We start from the raw sequence: 15,204 nt of genomic DNA on the forward strand, positions 1-15,204 counted from the left end.
CGCTCAGGCGGCCATTTCTGCCGAGACGAACCGGGCCAGCGACCCGACCGACTCGAAGTGGCTCATTTCCAGGTTCTCGGCGTCGAATTCGATGCCCAGCGCCTCTTCCAGCTGCATCAGCAGTTCCAGCACGCCGGTGGAGTCGAGCCCGGCGTCCGCGAGCCGGGTCTCCGGGCCGAGGTCGGTGACCTCCGCCTCCAGCACGGACTCCAGTGCGGCGCAGATGCCCGCGACCACGCGGTCGTCCAGGACCTCCGTCGGTTCAGCCACGGTTTCCGTCACTTCGCTCACCATTCCCTTCATGAAGACAGCAGCAATTACCCCACGGGCCCGGAACCGGGCCTCGAGTTCTTTTTTTCTCCGGTTTCGCGTGTGTCGCGCGCTCAGCCCGCCACGACCCGGTCGAGCGGGGCGAGGCCGCGCGCCGCCCGCCGCCGCAGGCCCCGGGAGGTGCGCAGCGGGTCCCAGCCGGGCTCGCGTTCCGGGAGCAGTTCGGGATTCCCCAGCACCCCGGCGGCGCCGTCCGCGAGGACCGGCCGGCCGAGGATCGTCGACGCGCACAGCGCGCCCCCGGTCGCGACCCCCACGATTCCGCCACCGTGCAAGATGCTCTGACCCGTGAGGTAGAGACCGTCGACCCCCGAATCGATATCGGGCCGTTGCCCGACCCGGCCCCAGGTGTGCAGGCCGTACGCGCTGCCCCCGGTCGAAAGCGTGTAGCGCTCCTGGGTCAGCGGCGTCGACGTTTCGACGTGCACGAGGTGCTCGCGGAACGGCCCGATCGCGGCCTCGGCCAGGTCCAGCATCTGCTCGGTCAGCCGGTCCTTCGCGCCCAGGTAGCCGGGTTCGCGCCGGTAGCGGGCCCCGCGTGCCGGCCCGTCCGTGAGGCCCCAGTGCGCGTAGCCCGGCGGGCAGGCCGTCATGATCTGGAAGTTCATGTGCCCCGGCGGGCACGCCGAGCCGGGCACCGGGTCCTTGAGGGAAGCGAAGGACAGGAACGCGAACGGCAGCTCGTCGAGCCGGCCCGCCTCCACCTCGGCGTAGGCCGCGTCGACGTCTTCGTTGGGCCAGTACCAGATGTTCGCGCTGGGCAACGGCAGTTCCCGGTCGAGCGCGACGTAGCAGACGGCCAGCGGCAGGCGCATCGTCGCCGTCTCCGCGCGGGCGACCACAGGGCCGGGCAGGTTTTCCCGGCCGTCGCACAGTTCCAGCACGGTCCGGCGGTAGTCCGCATTGGACACGACCACCGGCGCGCGGTGGACCGTGCCGTCGGTCAGCCGGACGCCGGCCGCCTTGCCGCCCTCGATCAGGATCCGGTCGACGCGCGTGCGGGTGAGCAGCGTGCCGCCGTGCGACTCCAGCAGCTCGACGAAGGACGCGGCGATCACCTGCCCGCCACCCTCCGGGTAGTAGGCACCGCGCAGGTAGTCGTCGAGCATCATCGTGTGCGCGACGACGAGCGTGCCGGCCGGCGCGGACCCGTAGTTCCCGGACTGGGCGGCCAGGATCGTGCGCGCCCGGGCCGAAAGCCCGCAGTGGTCGAACAACTGCGCCAGCGTCCGGCGGCTCCAGCGCACCATCACGGCCGGCACCTTCGCCGCCGGGCCCGCCGCGAAGGCGGACTGGCGGCAGGCCTGCGCGACCGCCGCGCACACCTCGATGTAGCGGGTGATGCCGTCGGCCTCCGCGGGCAGCGCGGCCCGCAGCCGGTCGGCGTAGCGGTCCCACCCGGTCGGCACGTCCACGGTGACGCTCGGCAGGACGATCCGGTCGAACCCGTCGGGGTCCATGGGGTGGAAGCGCACCCGGTCGCCGAGGCCGAGGCCCGAGAGGACCCTCGGCAGCAGGCCGTCCGGCCCGCAATCACCGAGGTAGTGCACCCCCACGTCGAACTGGTAGGCGCGCCGCCGGCGGAACACGTGGCTGTTGCCGCCCGCGACGTCGTGCTGTTCGAGCACGAGCACGCGCATCCCGCTCGCCACCAGGTAGCCGGCGCACACGAGGCCGCCGATCCCGGAGCCGACCACGATGGCGTCCCAGCGCTCGGCGGCCTTCTCTTCTGTGTCCACGCCCGCGACGTTATGCCGGGGCGGTGACCTCGGGCTGACCGCGCGCTGACCAATCTGGGGGAGAGTTCGTCAGCGCCGCGCTGGGGGCTCCGGCCGGCCCGAGGTCACCTATTCAGGGGCGAGCGTCGAAGGCGACGGCCTCGTGCGCAACGTGAACCACGTCGGCGCACAGGTGGCCACCACCGTCAGCACGACGGCCAGCCCGAGTATCAGAAGATATATCCACAAAGGACCGGACGGGAAGAGGCTGTCCGAAACGGCCGCGCTGAAGGGCACCAGCATCGACGCCGCGACCAGCGTGCCGAGGAAGACACCGATGGCGGCCACGACGCCCGCTTCCACGGCCATCATGCGCATCACCTGCCCCCGCGTCGACCCGATGAGCCGCTGCAGCCCGAACTCCCGCCGCCGGTCCGCCGTGGCCATCACCAGCGTGTTCACCATGGAAATCGCGGCGTACACGAGCAGCAGCCCGACGATCAGGTAGTTGACCCAGGCGTTGGCCTGCACCTCCGCCAGGAAGGCCTTGGTCAGCGCCTCCCGGCCGGCCACCTGCACGCCGTCCACGTCCCCGACCCGGCCGCGCAGCGACGTGAGCAGATCGCCTTCCGCCGTCCCGGGCTGCGCCATGACGAGGATCCGGTCGGCCGCACCCGCGGCCGTGTGCGGCGCCAGCGTGTCGGCCGGCATCAGCGCCGACGCCGAGGCCGCGGTGGTCCGCAGCGTCGCGACGACGTCCAGGGTGACCTGGGAGCCGTCGCCCAGCCGCATGGCGACCTTGGCCCCCACGCCGACCCCCAGCCGTTGCGCGAGATCGGCGGGCAGGGCGATCGTGTTGCCGCGCAGGGCGTCGAGCTGCCCGCTCGCGACGATGCTCCCCCACGCCTTCGCCACGCCGGCCGCGGTGACGCCGGTGAGGTCCACGCCGTCCTCGTCCTGCGTCGCGTCCGACGGCTTTTCGTTGTACCCCTTGCTCGTCACGAACGCCGTGGCCCCGGCCACCCCGGGCGCCTGCTGCACCTTGGCGACCAGATCCGGCGGCAGGTCGCCGGTCGCGGACGTCACGACGGCGTCGGCGAGCAGCGAGTCGGAGTACTGCTTCTCCGCGACCGCGACCTCCGTGGTCTGGAAGTACAGCATGAAGATCGCCAGGCCGGTGGCGAGCATGATGGGCGTGACCGCCCCCGCCATCGGCATCCAGCGGGCCCGCGCGTTCAGCGAGGCGAGGTAGCCGGGCAGGCCACCGAACGCGCGGATCGGCCGGCGCAGCACCCCGACCAGCAGCTTGGTGAGCCCCGGGGCGAACAGCGCGACGGCGGTCGCCACCAGCGTGACGGCCGGGCCGGCCGTGCTCGCCGCGAGCGGGCCGTCGACGACGGTGATCGTCAGGTAGGCCAGCGCCACCGCGCCGATCAGGCTCGACACCCCGAGCCACAGCCGCGTCGGGGTCAGCCAGCGCGTGGGGATCGCCGTTTCCCGCATCGCTTCGACGGGTCGCGTGCGGCCCGCGTACCGGGCGGCGACGAACGCGGCACCCCACGCCGAGCTCAGGCCCACGATCGCCGCGGCGACGACCGGGTAGAAACCCTGCTCGAACTTGAGGACCGGCTGGATCACGCCGAACCCGGTCAGCCGGCCGAAGAGCCAGTTGCCGAGCAGCACGCCCGGGAAGATGGCCAGCGCGGTCCCCAGCGCCCCGATGATCATCGCTTCGCCGGTGATCATCCGGCTGAGCTGACGCGGGGTCGCGCCGATCGCCCGCAGCATGGCCACCTCACGGCGGCGCTGCTGCACCGAGAGCGTGAGGGTGCTCGCGACGACGAACATGGCGACCTGCGCCGCGAGGCCGCCGAACACGGCCGCGAGGATGATCAGCAGCTCGCCGTCACCGGCGGCCTTGGCGAACTCCGCGGACCCGCGGGCGTCGCCGGTCAGCGTCACCGCGCGCTGGTCCCGCACCGCGGTGGCGATCTGCGCGTTGACGGCGGCGACGTCGGCACCGGGCGCGAGCTGGACGCCGAACGCGTCGACCTGCCCGGCCGCGGACTGCAGCCCGGCGGCCTCGGCGGGCGAGAAGAACACCGCGTCGGCGGCCATCCGCCGGCCGGCGTCGGCGATGCCGGTGACCTGGTAGGAGTGCACGCCCCCGCGGACGGCGATGTCGGTCTTGGCACCGGCGTGCGCCCCGATCCGGGCGGCGGTGGCGGAATCGAGCACGACTTCGCCCTCGCGGGCCGGGGCCGCCCCCTCGGTCAGCCGGTAGGGCGCCAGCTCCGCGGAAACCCAGCTGTGGCCGGCCTGGGTGCCGGGGACCGACGGACCGCCCTGGCCGCCGAGCACCTCGGCGTGGAAGGAGACGTCGGGGACCACGTGCGCTACGCCGGGCACGCCGCTGATCGTGCTCGCGAGGCCCGCGCCGAGCCGGACGCGCTCGGACAGCGTGGCGGTCTCGTGGTCGGCGTCCTCACCGTGACCGACCGTGGGCAGGTCGTAGTGCTGGTTGCCGGCGACGACGATCGGCGCGGCGGCCAGGCGCTGCGGCGGGATCACGGTCCGGATGCCGGTCTCCATGAGCCCGCCGCAGGCGAGCATCACGGCGGTGCCGACGAACACCGAGACGAGGGTGGCGATGAAGCCACCGGTGCGGTAGCGCAGGGTGCGTACGACGAGGGTCAGCATCAGCGCGTCAGCTCGCTCAGCCAGGGGCCTTCCTGCGGCCGCTGCTCGGTGCGGGCGACGAGGTTGGTCATCCGCCGCGCCACCTCTTCGGGGTTCGGCTGCCGCAGCTCGTCGACGACGCGGCCGTCGGCGAGGAACAGCACGCGGTCGGCGTAGGAGGCGGCCACCGGGTCGTGGGTGACCATCACGATGGTCTGCCGGGACACGCTCTTCGCCTCCCGCAGCAGGGAAAGCACCTCCTGGGCCGACCGCGTGTCCAGCGCGCCGGTCGGCTCGTCGGCGAAGATGACCTCGGGGTGGGTGACGAGGGCGCGGGCGATCGCCACCCGCTGCTGCTGGCCGCCGGAGAGTTCCGCGGGCCGGTGGTGGCGCCGCTGGCCGAGCCCGACCTGTTCGATGACGCGGCGCACGAGAGCCGGGTCGGCGCGCCGACCCGCCAGCCGCAGGGGCAGCGTCACGTTCTGCTCGACGTCGAGCGCGGGCAGCAGGTTGAACGCCTGGAACACGAACCCGATCCGGTCGCGCCGCAACCGGGTCAGCTCGACCTCGCGCATCACGCTGAGGTCCGTGCCGCCCAGCACGACCGAGCCGGACGTCGGCTTGTCCAGGCCGGCCGCGCAGTGCAGCAGCGTGCTCTTGCCCGAACCCGACGGTCCCATCACCGCGGTGAACGTGCCGGCGGCGAAGCCCGCCGTCACGTTGTCGAGGGCCAGTACCTGCGCCCCGTTCTTGCCGTACGCCTTGCGTACGGACAGCAGCCGCACGACTTCGACCGTGTCGTCTTGGTGGTACATCTGCGGCTCCCCTGCGCGGCTTCGCGTTCGTTCGTTCGTTACCGCGACCACGTTACGAAGGTGCGGGCCGGTTTCCGAGGGTGCTAGGGAGCGGAAGTTTGCGGGGGTTAGCACTACCGCGGAAAGCGGCTCGGCCTGCGCATAATGGGCGCCATGACTAGCGGAAGCCCGGTCGCCACGATGACGCGGTCGCTGCTGCGCGACGGCGGGCTCGCCACCCTGCGCGGCGGCGCGCTCGCCGTGGTCGCGGTGACCGAACTCGTGATGTTCGTCGTCGTGGTCACCGCCGGCTCGCTGATCGGCGTGGGCGTGGGACTGTTCATGCTGCCTCCGGCCGTGCTGCTGATGCGCGCCCTGACCGACCGCGTGCGCGCGGCGGCCGACGCGTGGTCCGGCGTGCGGATCGCCTCGCCCTACCTGCCGGAGCCGGCCGGGAGCACGGCGCTGCGCCGCTGCCACCACCTGCTCGGCGACCGCGCGAACTGGCGCGACGCGCTGTGGCTGGTGGTGGACAGCTCCCTCGGCATCCTGCTGACGCTCACCCCGCTCCTCCTGATCGTGCACGGCCTCCGCGGGCTCGCGATGCCGTTCCTGGTCGGCACCGACGCGGCCGACTGGCTCGGCAGCTGGTACGTGGTGCTCCCGGTGGACGACCCGACGACGGCCTGGTTCGCCGCCATCCTCGGCCTGGCGCACTTCCCGCTCGCGCTGTGGAGCGCACCGCACCTGCTGAAGCTGCACGCGCGGCTCGCGGCCACGCTGCTGGCACCCACCGAGGTGACCCGGCTGACGAACCGCGTGCAGCACCTGGCGGAAAGCCGCGACGACGCCGTGGGGTCCCAGGCGACCGAGCTGCGCCGCATCGAGCGCGACCTGCACGACGGCGCGCAGACCCACCTCGTCGCGATGGGGATGACGCTCGACGCCGCGATGCGCGTGCTCGACTCCCACCCCGAAGCGGCCCGGTCCTTGATGGACGAGGCGAAGAACAGCTCGGCCAAGGCGTTGCAGCAGCTGCGCGACCTCGTCCGGGGCATCCAGCCGCCGGTGCTGGTGGACCGCGGCATCGCGGACGCGATCCGCACCCTGGCCATCGAAAACCCGCTGCGCATCGAGACGACGATCGACCTGCCCGGCCGGCCGTCGCTGGCGGTCGAGACCGCCGCGTACTTCTCGGTGTCCGAACTGCTGAACAACGCGATGAAGCACTCCGGGGCGCAGAGCGGCGCGATCCACGTCCACTACGAGTTCGGCCGGCTGGTGATCAACGTCAGCGACAACGGCGGCGGCGGCGCGAACACCGAAGGCGGCACGGGACTGCGCGGCATCGAGAAGCGGCTCGCCCCGCTCGACGGCTTCATCACGATCCTCAGCCCGCTCGGCGGCCCGACCATGGTGACGATCGAAATCCCGTGCGGCTTGGAGCCCTGAAGCCGTCAGTGCTTCAGGTAGGCCAGCACCGCCAGCACCCGCCGGTTGGCGTCCTCGGACTGCGGCAGGTTCAGCTTGGCGAGGATGTTGTTGATGTGCTTGGAAACGGCCTTCTCGGAGATGACCAGCTCGCCCGCGATGTTGCTGTTGGACCGCCCTTCGGCCATCAGCTTGAGGACTTCGCGCTCCCGGGCGGTCAGCCGCTCCAGGCGGTCGTCGCGGGTGTTGTGCGTCAGCAGCCGGGTCACGACGTCCGGGTCCATCACCGTGCCTCCGAGAGCGACCTGGCGGACGGCGTCCACGAACTGGTCGCCGTGGAACACCCGGTCCTTGAGCAGGTAGCCGACCGAGCCCTCGCCGTCCGCGAGGAGTTCGTCGGCGTACAGCCGTTCCACGTACTGCGAAAGGACGAGCACCGGGAAGCCCGAGATCCGGCGGCGCGCTTCGATCGCGGCGCGCAGGCCTTCGTCGGTGAACGACGGCGGCAGCCGGATGTCGACGATCGCGATGTCCGGCCGCTCGCGCAGCATCGCTTCCAGCAGGTCCGGCCCGTTGTCCACCGCCGCGCTGACCTCGAATTCGTGCGCCTCGAGCAGCCGCACCAGACCGTCCCTGAGCAGGAACTGGTCTTCCCCGATGACCACGCGCACTTTGTCCGTCCCCCGCTTCGAGCCCGACCACGACGACCCTCATCATAGGGGCCGCGTCAGTCGGACCCGGCCACCACGCAGATCCCCAGCGCACCGCGGCGCGGGTCGTAGTCGGCCAGCAGCACCGGACCGGCGGCCGGGGCGGCGGCGAGCGGCGCCCAGAGCCCGGTGCACGGGAACTCGGGCGGCGCGACGATCGCGCCCGGCCAAGCACCCGCCGCCCGGGCGAGCCCGCTGCCGATGACGACCGTTTCCGCCGGCTCGAACTCCGGCAGGGCGTCCGGCGCCACTTCGGGTTCGTAACCGACGCGGACCGTCCGGCGCCCGCCCGTCTCGAACAGCAGGGCCGTGGCGGCGTCGCCGATCCGGTCCGGCACGTCGTACGGCGTGACGCCCTGGTCCATGATCAGGACCAGGACACGCCGGTAGTCGTGGCGCCGAGCGTAGGAACCGGCGATGCGCAGCGCGGTGAACGGGGCCAGGCTTCCCTGCCCCGAAACGGAAAACACCAGCGGGTGGCCGGGGAGCACGGCGGTGAGGTTCACCGGCGCCGACAGCCGCGGGTCGAACTCCGGCGCCGCGTGCGCGACGATCGCGAGGTCGATCCGCCCGCCGGACAGCTGCCCGGCGAGCAGTTCGCGGGCCATCGCGAGGAAGGGGTTGCCGCGCGCCCGCGTCACCCGGCCGGCCCGGAAGCCGATGTCGTGCCCGCGGCTGAGGTCGGCGAAGTACCGGTGCAGCTCGGGAACGTCGATTTCGCGCTCGCCGGGTGCGAATTCACGCCGGGCCGCCAGCGCCAGGCGCAGCGGAAACGGCTGCAGGCCCGGCGATGGCGCGGCGGACAGGGTGGTCGTGGACGCGCGGTACATCGCCTAGCGCTCCGCGCCCACGGCGACCGGCGGCGCGAACTCGTGCAGGTGCTGGCGGCGCAGCAGGTCCGCGGGCTCGTCCCGCTCGCTGACGAGGTAGTGGCGTCCACCGTGGACGATGACTTCGGCCGGGTAGCCGTGGCTGAGGAAGAGCACCGGCGACGCCGTCGGGCCGTAGGCTCCCGACCGCGTGACGCCGATCAGGTCGCCCGGGCGGACCGGCGGCAGCGCGGCCTTCTTGGCGAGCACGTCGTTGGGCGTGCACAGCGGGCCGGTCACCTGCCAGGTTTCGGTGGCCGGTTCGCCGATGCGGTTGAGCAGCCGGATCGGGAAGTCGCGCTTGACGTAGGACCCGATGCCGACGGCGGCCATGTGGTGGTTCGTGCCACCGTCGGCGACGGCGAAGTTCTGCCCCAGCGAGGTCTTGGTGTAGCGGACGCGGACGACGTAGGTCCCGGAGGTGGCGGTCAGGTACCGGCCGAGCTCCATGACCAGCCGCGTCGCCGGGTGCCGCTGCGCGAACTCGTCGATCACCGGGTTGAGCATCGAGGCGAGCAGATCGCGGTCGAGGTCCTTCTCACCGTCGAAGTACGCGACCCCGAGGCCGCCGCCGACGTCGACCATGTCCAGCGGGAACCCGAGCTGCCGCGAAACGCGTTCGGCGAGCTCGAAGATCCGCCGCGTGTTTTCGACGATCGGCTCCTCGTCCAGGATCCGCGTTCCCATGTAGACCTGCACGCCCATCAGCCGCAGGTTCGGGTGCCGGTCGACGAGGTCGGTGGCGGCGAGCAGCTGTTCTTCGTCGATGCCGAACTGGCGCGGCTTGCCGCCCATGGTGAGGCCCGAGCCCTTGACCGCGAAGCTGGGGTTCACGCGCAGGGTGACCCGCGCTTCGATCCCGCGTTCGCGCGCGAGCCCGTCGAGGACCGCCAGCTCGCCGAACGATTCGCAGACCACGGTGTAGACGCCTTCGTCCAGGCAGGCGGCCAGTTCCGCGGCGCTCTTGCCGGGGCCGAGGAAGATGATGTCCTCGCCGGCGACCCCGGCCCGGCGCGCGGTGATCAGTTCGGCCATCGACGACACTTCGGCCCGGGCACCGTGGGCGTGCAGCAGCGCGCACACCGAGATGTTCGGGTTGGACTTCAGCGAATAGAAGATCTCCAGCCGCGGGTGCAGCTGCTCGCGAAGACCCAGCAGCCGGCCGCCCAGTTCGTCACCGTCGTAGACGAAGAGCGGGGTGCCGTAACGCTCCGCGAGTTCGGCGATGCCGACGCCCGAGACCTCGAATTCGACACTCATTGCAGTGCTCCTCATTTCCGGAAGACCATGGCGGAGAACGTCGACCCCAGGCCGACGGAAATCATCAGGTAGCAGGCGCCGGGCGCGATCAGCCCGAGGCCGTTCGCGGCGTGGTAGTTGAGAAAGGGGTCGGCGCAGAAGCAGTGCCCGGTCGTCCCGACGTTCTGCAGGAAGATCTTCGAGCGCGGGATGCCCAGCGCCGCGCTCGCGCGGACCCAGGAGATCTTGTTGACGTTGTGCGGCAGGACCAGGTCGATGTCGTCGACGGTCAGCCCGGCGGCCGCGACGGCTTCGAGCGCGATGTCGGCGACCGTGCCGGGGTAGATCTGCCGGAACTCGGCGGCCTGGTCGTCGTCGAGGATCACTTCGCCACCCGGGCCGCCCAGCGTGGTGGTGGCGTAGCCGATCAGGGTGTCCTGGTCCTCGCCCGGCCCGACGAGCACCGCGGCGGTGGCCTCCCCCATGATCGCGGTATCGGGGATGACCTGCGCGGAGTGGGTGAACGCCTTTTCGCCGGTGAGGATCAGGGCGAGCGCGTCGGGATCACCGTCGGCGGCCAGCAGCGTGCCGCACAGGTCGACGGCGAGCAGCCCGGAGGCGCAGGCGTGGTCGGTGAGGGTGAAGAGGGTGGCGTGGGTGAGCCCGAGCGCCTCCCGCACGTCGACCATGGGGTCGACGGGGTACGGGTTCGCGGCCGGCATCGTCTTGGCGCGCACGACGTACCGGACGCGCTCTTCCCGGCCCCGCAGGGAATCGAGCTTGCTGACCGCACCGAGGATCATGTCCGCTTCGGACTCGTCCGACCGGCAGACCTCGTCGAGGCCGTACATCCGCCGGAACCGGCGCAATTGCCCGGCCGAGAGGCCCAGCTCGTCCTGCAGCGATTCGATCGCCACGGTCGTGGGCACGTAAGTGGACACCGCCACCAGCGAAGTCATCGCACCGTCAACTCCCCTCGGGTCCGCCACCGGTTTCTCGGTCCGGCCCAGAATCGCGGCGTGCGCTGACGAGGCACTGACCAGCCGCTGACCCGGGGGTCAGGCACGGATTTTCCGGCGCGGCAACGGCAGTTCCGCCGGCGCTTCGGCTTCCGCCGCCGCATCACCCGGATCCCGCGCCGGCCTCACCGCCCGCTCAGGCAGCAGCCCGGCCTCGCCGCGGCGACCGGACCCGGCCGGCTCAGGCCGGCGGCTCCCCGAAAGCCTTGAGCAGCAACCGGTGCAACGTCTCCCGCTCCCCCGGGCTCAACCGGGCCAGCAGCTCACCGGTCACCGCGCTCGAAACCTCCTCGACCTTCCCCACCGTCACGCGGCCGCGCTCGGTGAGGGTGAGGACGTGCCGGCGGCGGTCCTCGGTGTCGCGCTTCCGCGACACCCAGCCCGCGGCCTCCAGCCGGTCGAGCACCTTCACCAGGTCGCTGCGGTCCAGGCCGAGCCGGTCCGCGACGCGCTGCTGCGACAGCGGACCGGACTCGCCGATGCAGACCAGGACGTAGTAGTCGCGCAGGGCGACCCCGTGGCCGGCCAGTGCCGTGTCGATCCGGCCGACGCCGCTGCGGTGCAGCTGGCCCATCACGTAGGTGGGCCAGCGCAGCAACGCGCGGGGCCGTTCGGACGAGGAAGCGGACATGCCGGCGAGCATAGGGCGGCCCACCGGTGGGCGTAATTGTAGGGTCAACCTACAGTATGGGTCATGAACGAACTTCCGATCGCGCTGGTCACCGGCGCGAGCCGCCCGGAGGGGCTCGGCTTCGCCGTCGCCCGCGAACTCGCCGTCCGCGGCCACCACGTCGTCCTCGCCGGCCGGAACCCCGACCGGACCCGCGCGCTGGCCCGGCAGCTCGCCGGCGAAGGGCACTCCGCCGGCGCGGTGCGCCTCGACGTCACCGCCCCGGCCGACGTCGCCGCGTGCGCGGAGTTCCTGCGCGGCCTCGCCGGCCGGCTCGACGTCCTGGTCAACAACGCCGCCGCCATGCCCGACTTCACCGCGACGTCCCTGCTCGGCGCCGACCTCACCGAGGCCCGCACCGCCTACAACGTCGACGTCCTCGGCAGCTGGGCGCTCGTGCAGGCCTGCCTGCCGCTGCTGCGGGCCGCCCCCGCCGCCCGGATCGTCAACGTCTCCAGCGGCGCCGCCGCGCAGATCGCCGCCGGAACCGGTCTCCGCGAGGGCGTCCGGTCCCCCGGCTATTCCCTGGCCAAGTACGCCCTCAACGCCTTCACCGCGACCCTCGCCGCCGAACTGCGCGAAACCGGCATCCTGGTCAACGCCGTCGACCCCGGCTCGGTCGCCACCCACCCCGAACGCGGCGACGACGCCGCCGACCGCTCCCCCGCGGAAGCGGCCCTCGACGTCGTCCACGCGGCGACCCTGCCGGCCGGCGGCCCCACCGGCGCGCTGCTCAGTGCCGGCGACCCAGCGCTTCGCGCTTGACGAACCCGATCACGCCGGTCGCGACGAACAGCACCGCGCCCACGATGACCAGCCAGAACAGGCTCTTGACGACGATGCCGAGCACGACCAGCACGGCCCAGATCACGAGCAGCCCGACGAGGATTCCCATGGCGATTCCCTTCTGAACGGTCAGGAGGGAAATACCCCGTGGCCGGGGTGTCTACTCCCGAACACGCACTTCCGGGGACCGGCCGACGGGCCACGTCGTCCGCGGACGCCGGCCGGCCCGAACCGGGGCGGCGATCAATGGGTTTCCGTGGCGTAGCCGCCGTCGATGGCGAGGGTGGCGCCGGTGATGTTGCCCGCCACCCGGTCGCTGGCCAGGAACGCGACCAGGTTCGCCACTTCCGCGGGCCGGGTGAACCGGCCGGTGACGGCGTGGGCCGCGGCTTCGTCCGCGACCGAGTCCGGGTTCGCGCCCGTGGTGGCGGCCAGGGTTTCGGCCACCCCGCCGGCGCCGAGCCACAGGTCCGTCGCGACCGGGCCCGGGTTGATCGCGTTGGCGCGGATGCCGCGCGGCCCGAACTCCTTCGACACCGACTTCGTGAAGTTGACCAGCGCCGCTTTCGCCGCGCTGTAGTCGATGACGCCGGGGTCCGGCAGGATCGCGTTGACGGAGGCGACCGTGACGATGCTGCCCCGGCCCGCGGTCACCATCGTCGGCAGCACCGCCCGCGTCGCCCGGACCGCGCTCAGCAGGTTCAGCGTCACCGAGCGCAGCCACTCGTCGTCGGTGACCAGCAGGAAGCCGTTCGGCCGCGGGGCGACGGCGCCGACGTTGTTGACCAGGACGTCGATGCGCCCGAACTCGGCCAGGGCCAGCTCGGCGAGCCGGCCCGGGCCGTCGGCGGTGCCGAGGTCGACGGCGAGGGCGTGCGCTTTCCCCGCCTGGACGAGGGCGTCCAGGTCCGGTCCCGGCACCCGCGCGCCGGCCACGACGTGGGCGCCTTCCGCGACGAGGGCTTCGGTGACGGCCAGGCCGATGCCGCGGCTGGCACCGGTGACGACGGCGACCGCGCCGGCCAAGCCGAGGTCCACGGGCTCAGACCCCCTGCTCGCGCAGCCAGCCGAGCACGGCGTCGGCGACCTCGCGCCAGCCGCTGTCGATGGTGAGCGAGTGTCCCCGGCCCTCGAACTGCTTCAGCTCGGTGACCGCGGTGGAATCCCGGTACTGCTTGAAGGTCGAGCGGGTGACGACGTCGGGGACGGTGTGGTCCGCCGTCCCGGAGATCAGCAGGAGCGGGCCGCGGTCCGCGCGGCCGGTGTCGACCGCGGCCTGGGAGTGCAGCACGAAGTTCGCGGCCGCCGCCTGGAACAGCGGCCGGGCCGGGGACGGGATCGTCCAGCGCCGGTACAGCGCCGACGATTCCTCGTCGGTCAGCGCGTTGCCGAAGCCGAACCGGAACTCCTTCTCGGTCAGCGACACCGACCGGTGGAGGTTCGCCGGGTTGCCCAGGGCCGGCAGGCCGGCCCGCAGCTGGGCCAGCGGCAGCGGAAGGACGCCTTTGATCTGGGCGGGGTCGATGGCGACGCCGGCGAGGCCGATCCCCTGCCCCAGCAGCTTTTCGGTGATCAGGCCACCGAAGGAGTGCCCGATGATCACCGGCGGGCGTTCGAGGCCGGCGATGATCGACGCGAAGTGGCCGGTGGCGTCGTCGATGCCGATGTCCGCGACGGCGTCCGGGTTTTCCCGGGCCAGTTCGACGGTTTCGGGCTCGTGCGGCCAGCCGGGCGCGACGGGCGCGTACCCGGCCGCCCGGAAGTGGTCGATCCAAGGGGTCCACGAGGTGGCGTGCAGCCACAGCCCGTGGATGAACACGACGGGGGTGCCCGGCTCGGCCATCGGATCCTCCAGTTCGCCCGGGTGGTCCCCGAAGCCAACCCGACGGGCGGCCGGGCGTCCAAGACCCGTTGTGCCCGGATCGATAGCCGCGGTGGCATCGTTGGCGCTCCCGACCCTTCGCGCGGAAGGCCCGCATGGACCTCGACCTCAGGCTGGTGCGGTACTTCGTCACCGTCGCCGACGAACTGCACTTCGGGCGGGCGGCGGCGAAGCTGTTCATCAGCCAGCCGACGCTGTCCAAGCAGATCCGCAAGCTCGAAACCGACGTCGGCGGCGCCCTGCTGGTCCGCGACAGCCGCCACGTGGCCCTGACCCCGCGCGGCGACCGGTTCCTGCACCTGGCCCGGCAGCTGCTGGCCACCGCGGACCAGATGCTGCGCGAACCGGCCCCGCACCACCTGCGGATCGCCCACATCTTCGAGCTGGACACGAGCCGGCTGGTGGCGGACGCGTTCCTCGCCGCCCACCCCGCCGTCCGGCTCGTCCAGAGCCAGATGGACAGCGCCCGCCAGCTCACGGCGCTGCTCGAGGACCACCTGGACGTGGCGATCATCCGCGTCACCGGGGCGATGAAGGCGGCCCACCCGGCGGGCTGGCGGCACCGGCTGCTGCGGCTGGAGCCGTTCCGCCTGGTCGGCCGCCCCGGCGACCCGCGCCGCGCGGCGGTGTCGGTGCACGAGCGGCCGATCGAGGTCTTCGCGGACGCACCCGGCACGGCGCTGTACAACGTGCACGGCCGGTACTTGAGTTCGCTGGAGCAGCACACGGGGCTGGCCCTGCGCTGGCTGGGCAACCCGGGCACGTTCGGCACGTGCCACGCGGCGCTCACCCGCGCGCCGGACAGCGCTTACCTGCTGGAGTTCGAGAGCTACGCCCGGCGGTACGAGGATCTCGGGATCCCGACGTCCCGGCCGCAGGAGCTGCAGCCGGTGTACCCGTGGTCGCTGGCCTGGCGGGAGGGCGAGCGGCCGGAGACGGTCCGGGGGTTCCTGGAAGTGGCCGAGGAGCTCGCGGCGCGGCTGCACTGGCTGCAGCCCGAGCGGGCGGACGGGGTGCCGCTTTGGGCGCCGCCGGAGGACCTCGCCGTCGCCACCGGGTGAGGGAGCTCGGCCGCGT

15 protein-coding genes are annotated in these 15,204 nt (G+C 72.4%); 3 read left to right on the forward strand and 12 right to left on the reverse strand.

The features are described from left to right. Positions 1–3: 3 nt before the first annotated feature. The 4 genes from C2L58_RS36885 to C2L58_RS36900 form a co-directional block, all read right to left on the reverse strand. Positions 4–270, reverse strand: coding sequence for an acyl carrier protein (locus C2L58_RS36885; RefSeq protein WP_034285364.1), 267 nt, complete (start codon positions 268–270; stop codon positions 4–6). A 113-nt stretch (positions 271–383) separates the two neighbouring features. Then, entirely contained in the window at positions 384–2,069 is a 1,686-nt protein-coding gene (locus C2L58_RS36890) for a phytoene desaturase family protein (protein ID WP_103342275.1), read from the reverse strand. 108 nt (positions 2,070–2,177) lie between these two features. Continuing rightward, positions 2,178–4,748 (reverse strand): FtsX-like permease family protein, encoded by a 2,571-nt coding sequence (locus C2L58_RS36895; RefSeq protein ID WP_103342276.1) that lies wholly within the window; start codon positions 4,746–4,748, stop codon positions 2,178–2,180. After that, the gene (locus tag C2L58_RS36900; protein ID WP_103342277.1) at positions 4,748–5,542 is read right to left on the reverse strand and encodes an ABC transporter ATP-binding protein; all 795 of its coding nucleotides are present in this window, start codon (positions 5,540–5,542) and stop codon (positions 4,748–4,750) included. Before C2L58_RS36900 ends, C2L58_RS36895 begins: the two co-directional genes overlap by 1 nt. A gap of 153 nt (positions 5,543–5,695) precedes the next feature. Between C2L58_RS36900 and C2L58_RS36905 the strand changes: the two genes are divergently transcribed. Further along, a complete protein-coding gene (locus C2L58_RS36905; RefSeq protein ID WP_233226152.1) occupies positions 5,696–6,973 on the forward strand; it encodes a sensor histidine kinase in 1,278 nt (425 codons plus the stop codon). Positions 6,974–6,978: 5 nt separating this feature from the next. Here the strand turns inward: C2L58_RS36905 and C2L58_RS36910 are convergent, their stop codons facing one another. The 5 genes from C2L58_RS36910 to C2L58_RS36930 form a co-directional block, all read right to left on the reverse strand. Next, positions 6,979–7,623 (reverse strand): LuxR C-terminal-related transcriptional regulator, encoded by a 645-nt coding sequence (locus C2L58_RS36910; protein WP_013225874.1) that lies wholly within the window; start codon positions 7,621–7,623, stop codon positions 6,979–6,981. 56 nt (positions 7,624–7,679) lie between these two features. After that, entirely contained in the window at positions 7,680–8,492 is an 813-nt protein-coding gene (locus tag C2L58_RS36915) for a hypothetical protein (protein ID WP_103342279.1), read from the reverse strand. A gap of 3 nt (positions 8,493–8,495) precedes the next feature. Beyond that, positions 8,496–9,791, reverse strand: a complete 1,296-nt coding sequence (locus C2L58_RS36920; RefSeq protein WP_103342280.1) for a type III PLP-dependent enzyme — start codon at positions 9,789–9,791, stop codon at positions 8,496–8,498. 11 nt (positions 9,792–9,802) lie between these two features. After that, positions 9,803–10,729, reverse strand: a complete 927-nt coding sequence (locus C2L58_RS36925; protein ID WP_103342281.1) for a 3-oxoacyl-[acyl-carrier-protein] synthase III C-terminal domain-containing protein — start codon at positions 10,727–10,729, stop codon at positions 9,803–9,805. A gap of 241 nt (positions 10,730–10,970) precedes the next feature. Beyond that, the gene (locus C2L58_RS36930; protein WP_233226153.1) at positions 10,971–11,420 is read right to left on the reverse strand and encodes a MarR family winged helix-turn-helix transcriptional regulator; all 450 of its coding nucleotides are present in this window, start codon (positions 11,418–11,420) and stop codon (positions 10,971–10,973) included. Between the two features lie 63 nt (positions 11,421–11,483). Here C2L58_RS36930 and C2L58_RS36935 point away from each other — a divergent pair, with 63 nt between their 5' ends. Continuing rightward, positions 11,484–12,224, forward strand: a complete 741-nt coding sequence (locus C2L58_RS36935; protein WP_103342283.1) for an SDR family NAD(P)-dependent oxidoreductase — start codon at positions 11,484–11,486, stop codon at positions 12,222–12,224. Here C2L58_RS36935 and C2L58_RS36940 read toward each other — a convergent pair. The 3 genes from C2L58_RS36940 to C2L58_RS36950 all read right to left on the reverse strand — a co-directional run bounded on the left by C2L58_RS36940 (position 12,193) and on the right by C2L58_RS36950 (position 14,088). Then, the gene (locus C2L58_RS36940; protein WP_103342284.1) at positions 12,193–12,354 is read right to left on the reverse strand and encodes a hypothetical protein; all 162 of its coding nucleotides are present in this window, start codon (positions 12,352–12,354) and stop codon (positions 12,193–12,195) included. The genes C2L58_RS36935 and C2L58_RS36940 overlap by 32 nt on opposite strands. 134 nt (positions 12,355–12,488) lie before the next feature. Beyond that, a complete protein-coding gene (locus tag C2L58_RS36945; RefSeq protein ID WP_103342285.1) occupies positions 12,489–13,283 on the reverse strand; it encodes an SDR family NAD(P)-dependent oxidoreductase in 795 nt (264 codons plus the stop codon). Positions 13,284–13,287: 4 nt separating this feature from the next. Continuing rightward, positions 13,288–14,088 (reverse strand): alpha/beta hydrolase, encoded by an 801-nt coding sequence (locus tag C2L58_RS36950; protein ID WP_103342286.1) that lies wholly within the window; start codon positions 14,086–14,088, stop codon positions 13,288–13,290. 134 nt (positions 14,089–14,222) lie between these two features. On the opposite strand from C2L58_RS36950, the gene C2L58_RS36955 reads away from it, so the two are divergent. Next, positions 14,223–15,188, forward strand: a complete 966-nt coding sequence (locus C2L58_RS36955) for a LysR family transcriptional regulator (protein WP_103342287.1) — start codon at positions 14,223–14,225, stop codon at positions 15,186–15,188. The last annotated feature ends 16 nt before the right edge of the window (positions 15,189–15,204 follow it).

Source organism: Amycolatopsis sp. CA-126428 (assembly GCF_002904335.1).
Taxonomy (GTDB): domain Bacteria; phylum Actinomycetota; class Actinomycetes; order Mycobacteriales; family Pseudonocardiaceae; genus Amycolatopsis.

What these genes read in the sequence shown, in the direction of transcription:
- C2L58_RS36895 (WP_103342276.1), bottom strand. Translation starts at nt 4,748, where the DNA reads ATGCTGACCCTCGTCGTACGCACCCTGCGCTACCGCACCGGTGGCTTC.
- C2L58_RS36900 (WP_103342277.1), bottom strand. Translation starts at nt 5,542, where the DNA reads ATGTACCACCAAGACGACACGGTCGAAGTCGTGCGGCTGCTGTCCGTA.
- C2L58_RS36905 (WP_233226152.1), top strand. Translation starts at nt 5,696, where the DNA reads ATGACTAGCGGAAGCCCGGTCGCCACGATGACGCGGTCGCTGCTGCGC.
- C2L58_RS36915 (WP_103342279.1), bottom strand. Translation starts at nt 8,492, where the DNA reads ATGTACCGCGCGTCCACGACCACCCTGTCCGCCGCGCCATCGCCGGGC.
- C2L58_RS36920 (WP_103342280.1), bottom strand. Translation starts at nt 9,791, where the DNA reads ATGAGTGTCGAATTCGAGGTCTCGGGCGTCGGCATCGCCGAACTCGCG.
- C2L58_RS36925 (WP_103342281.1), bottom strand. Translation starts at nt 10,729, where the DNA reads ATGACTTCGCTGGTGGCGGTGTCCACTTACGTGCCCACGACCGTGGCG.
- C2L58_RS36930 (WP_233226153.1), bottom strand. Translation starts at nt 11,420, where the DNA reads ATGTCCGCTTCCTCGTCCGAACGGCCCCGCGCGTTGCTGCGCTGGCCC.
- C2L58_RS36935 (WP_103342283.1), top strand. Translation starts at nt 11,484, where the DNA reads ATGAACGAACTTCCGATCGCGCTGGTCACCGGCGCGAGCCGCCCGGAG.
- C2L58_RS36940 (WP_103342284.1), bottom strand. Translation starts at nt 12,354, where the DNA reads ATGGGAATCCTCGTCGGGCTGCTCGTGATCTGGGCCGTGCTGGTCGTG.
- C2L58_RS36950 (WP_103342286.1), bottom strand. Translation starts at nt 14,088, where the DNA reads ATGGCCGAGCCGGGCACCCCCGTCGTGTTCATCCACGGGCTGTGGCTG.
- C2L58_RS36955 (WP_103342287.1), top strand. Translation starts at nt 14,223, where the DNA reads ATGGACCTCGACCTCAGGCTGGTGCGGTACTTCGTCACCGTCGCCGAC.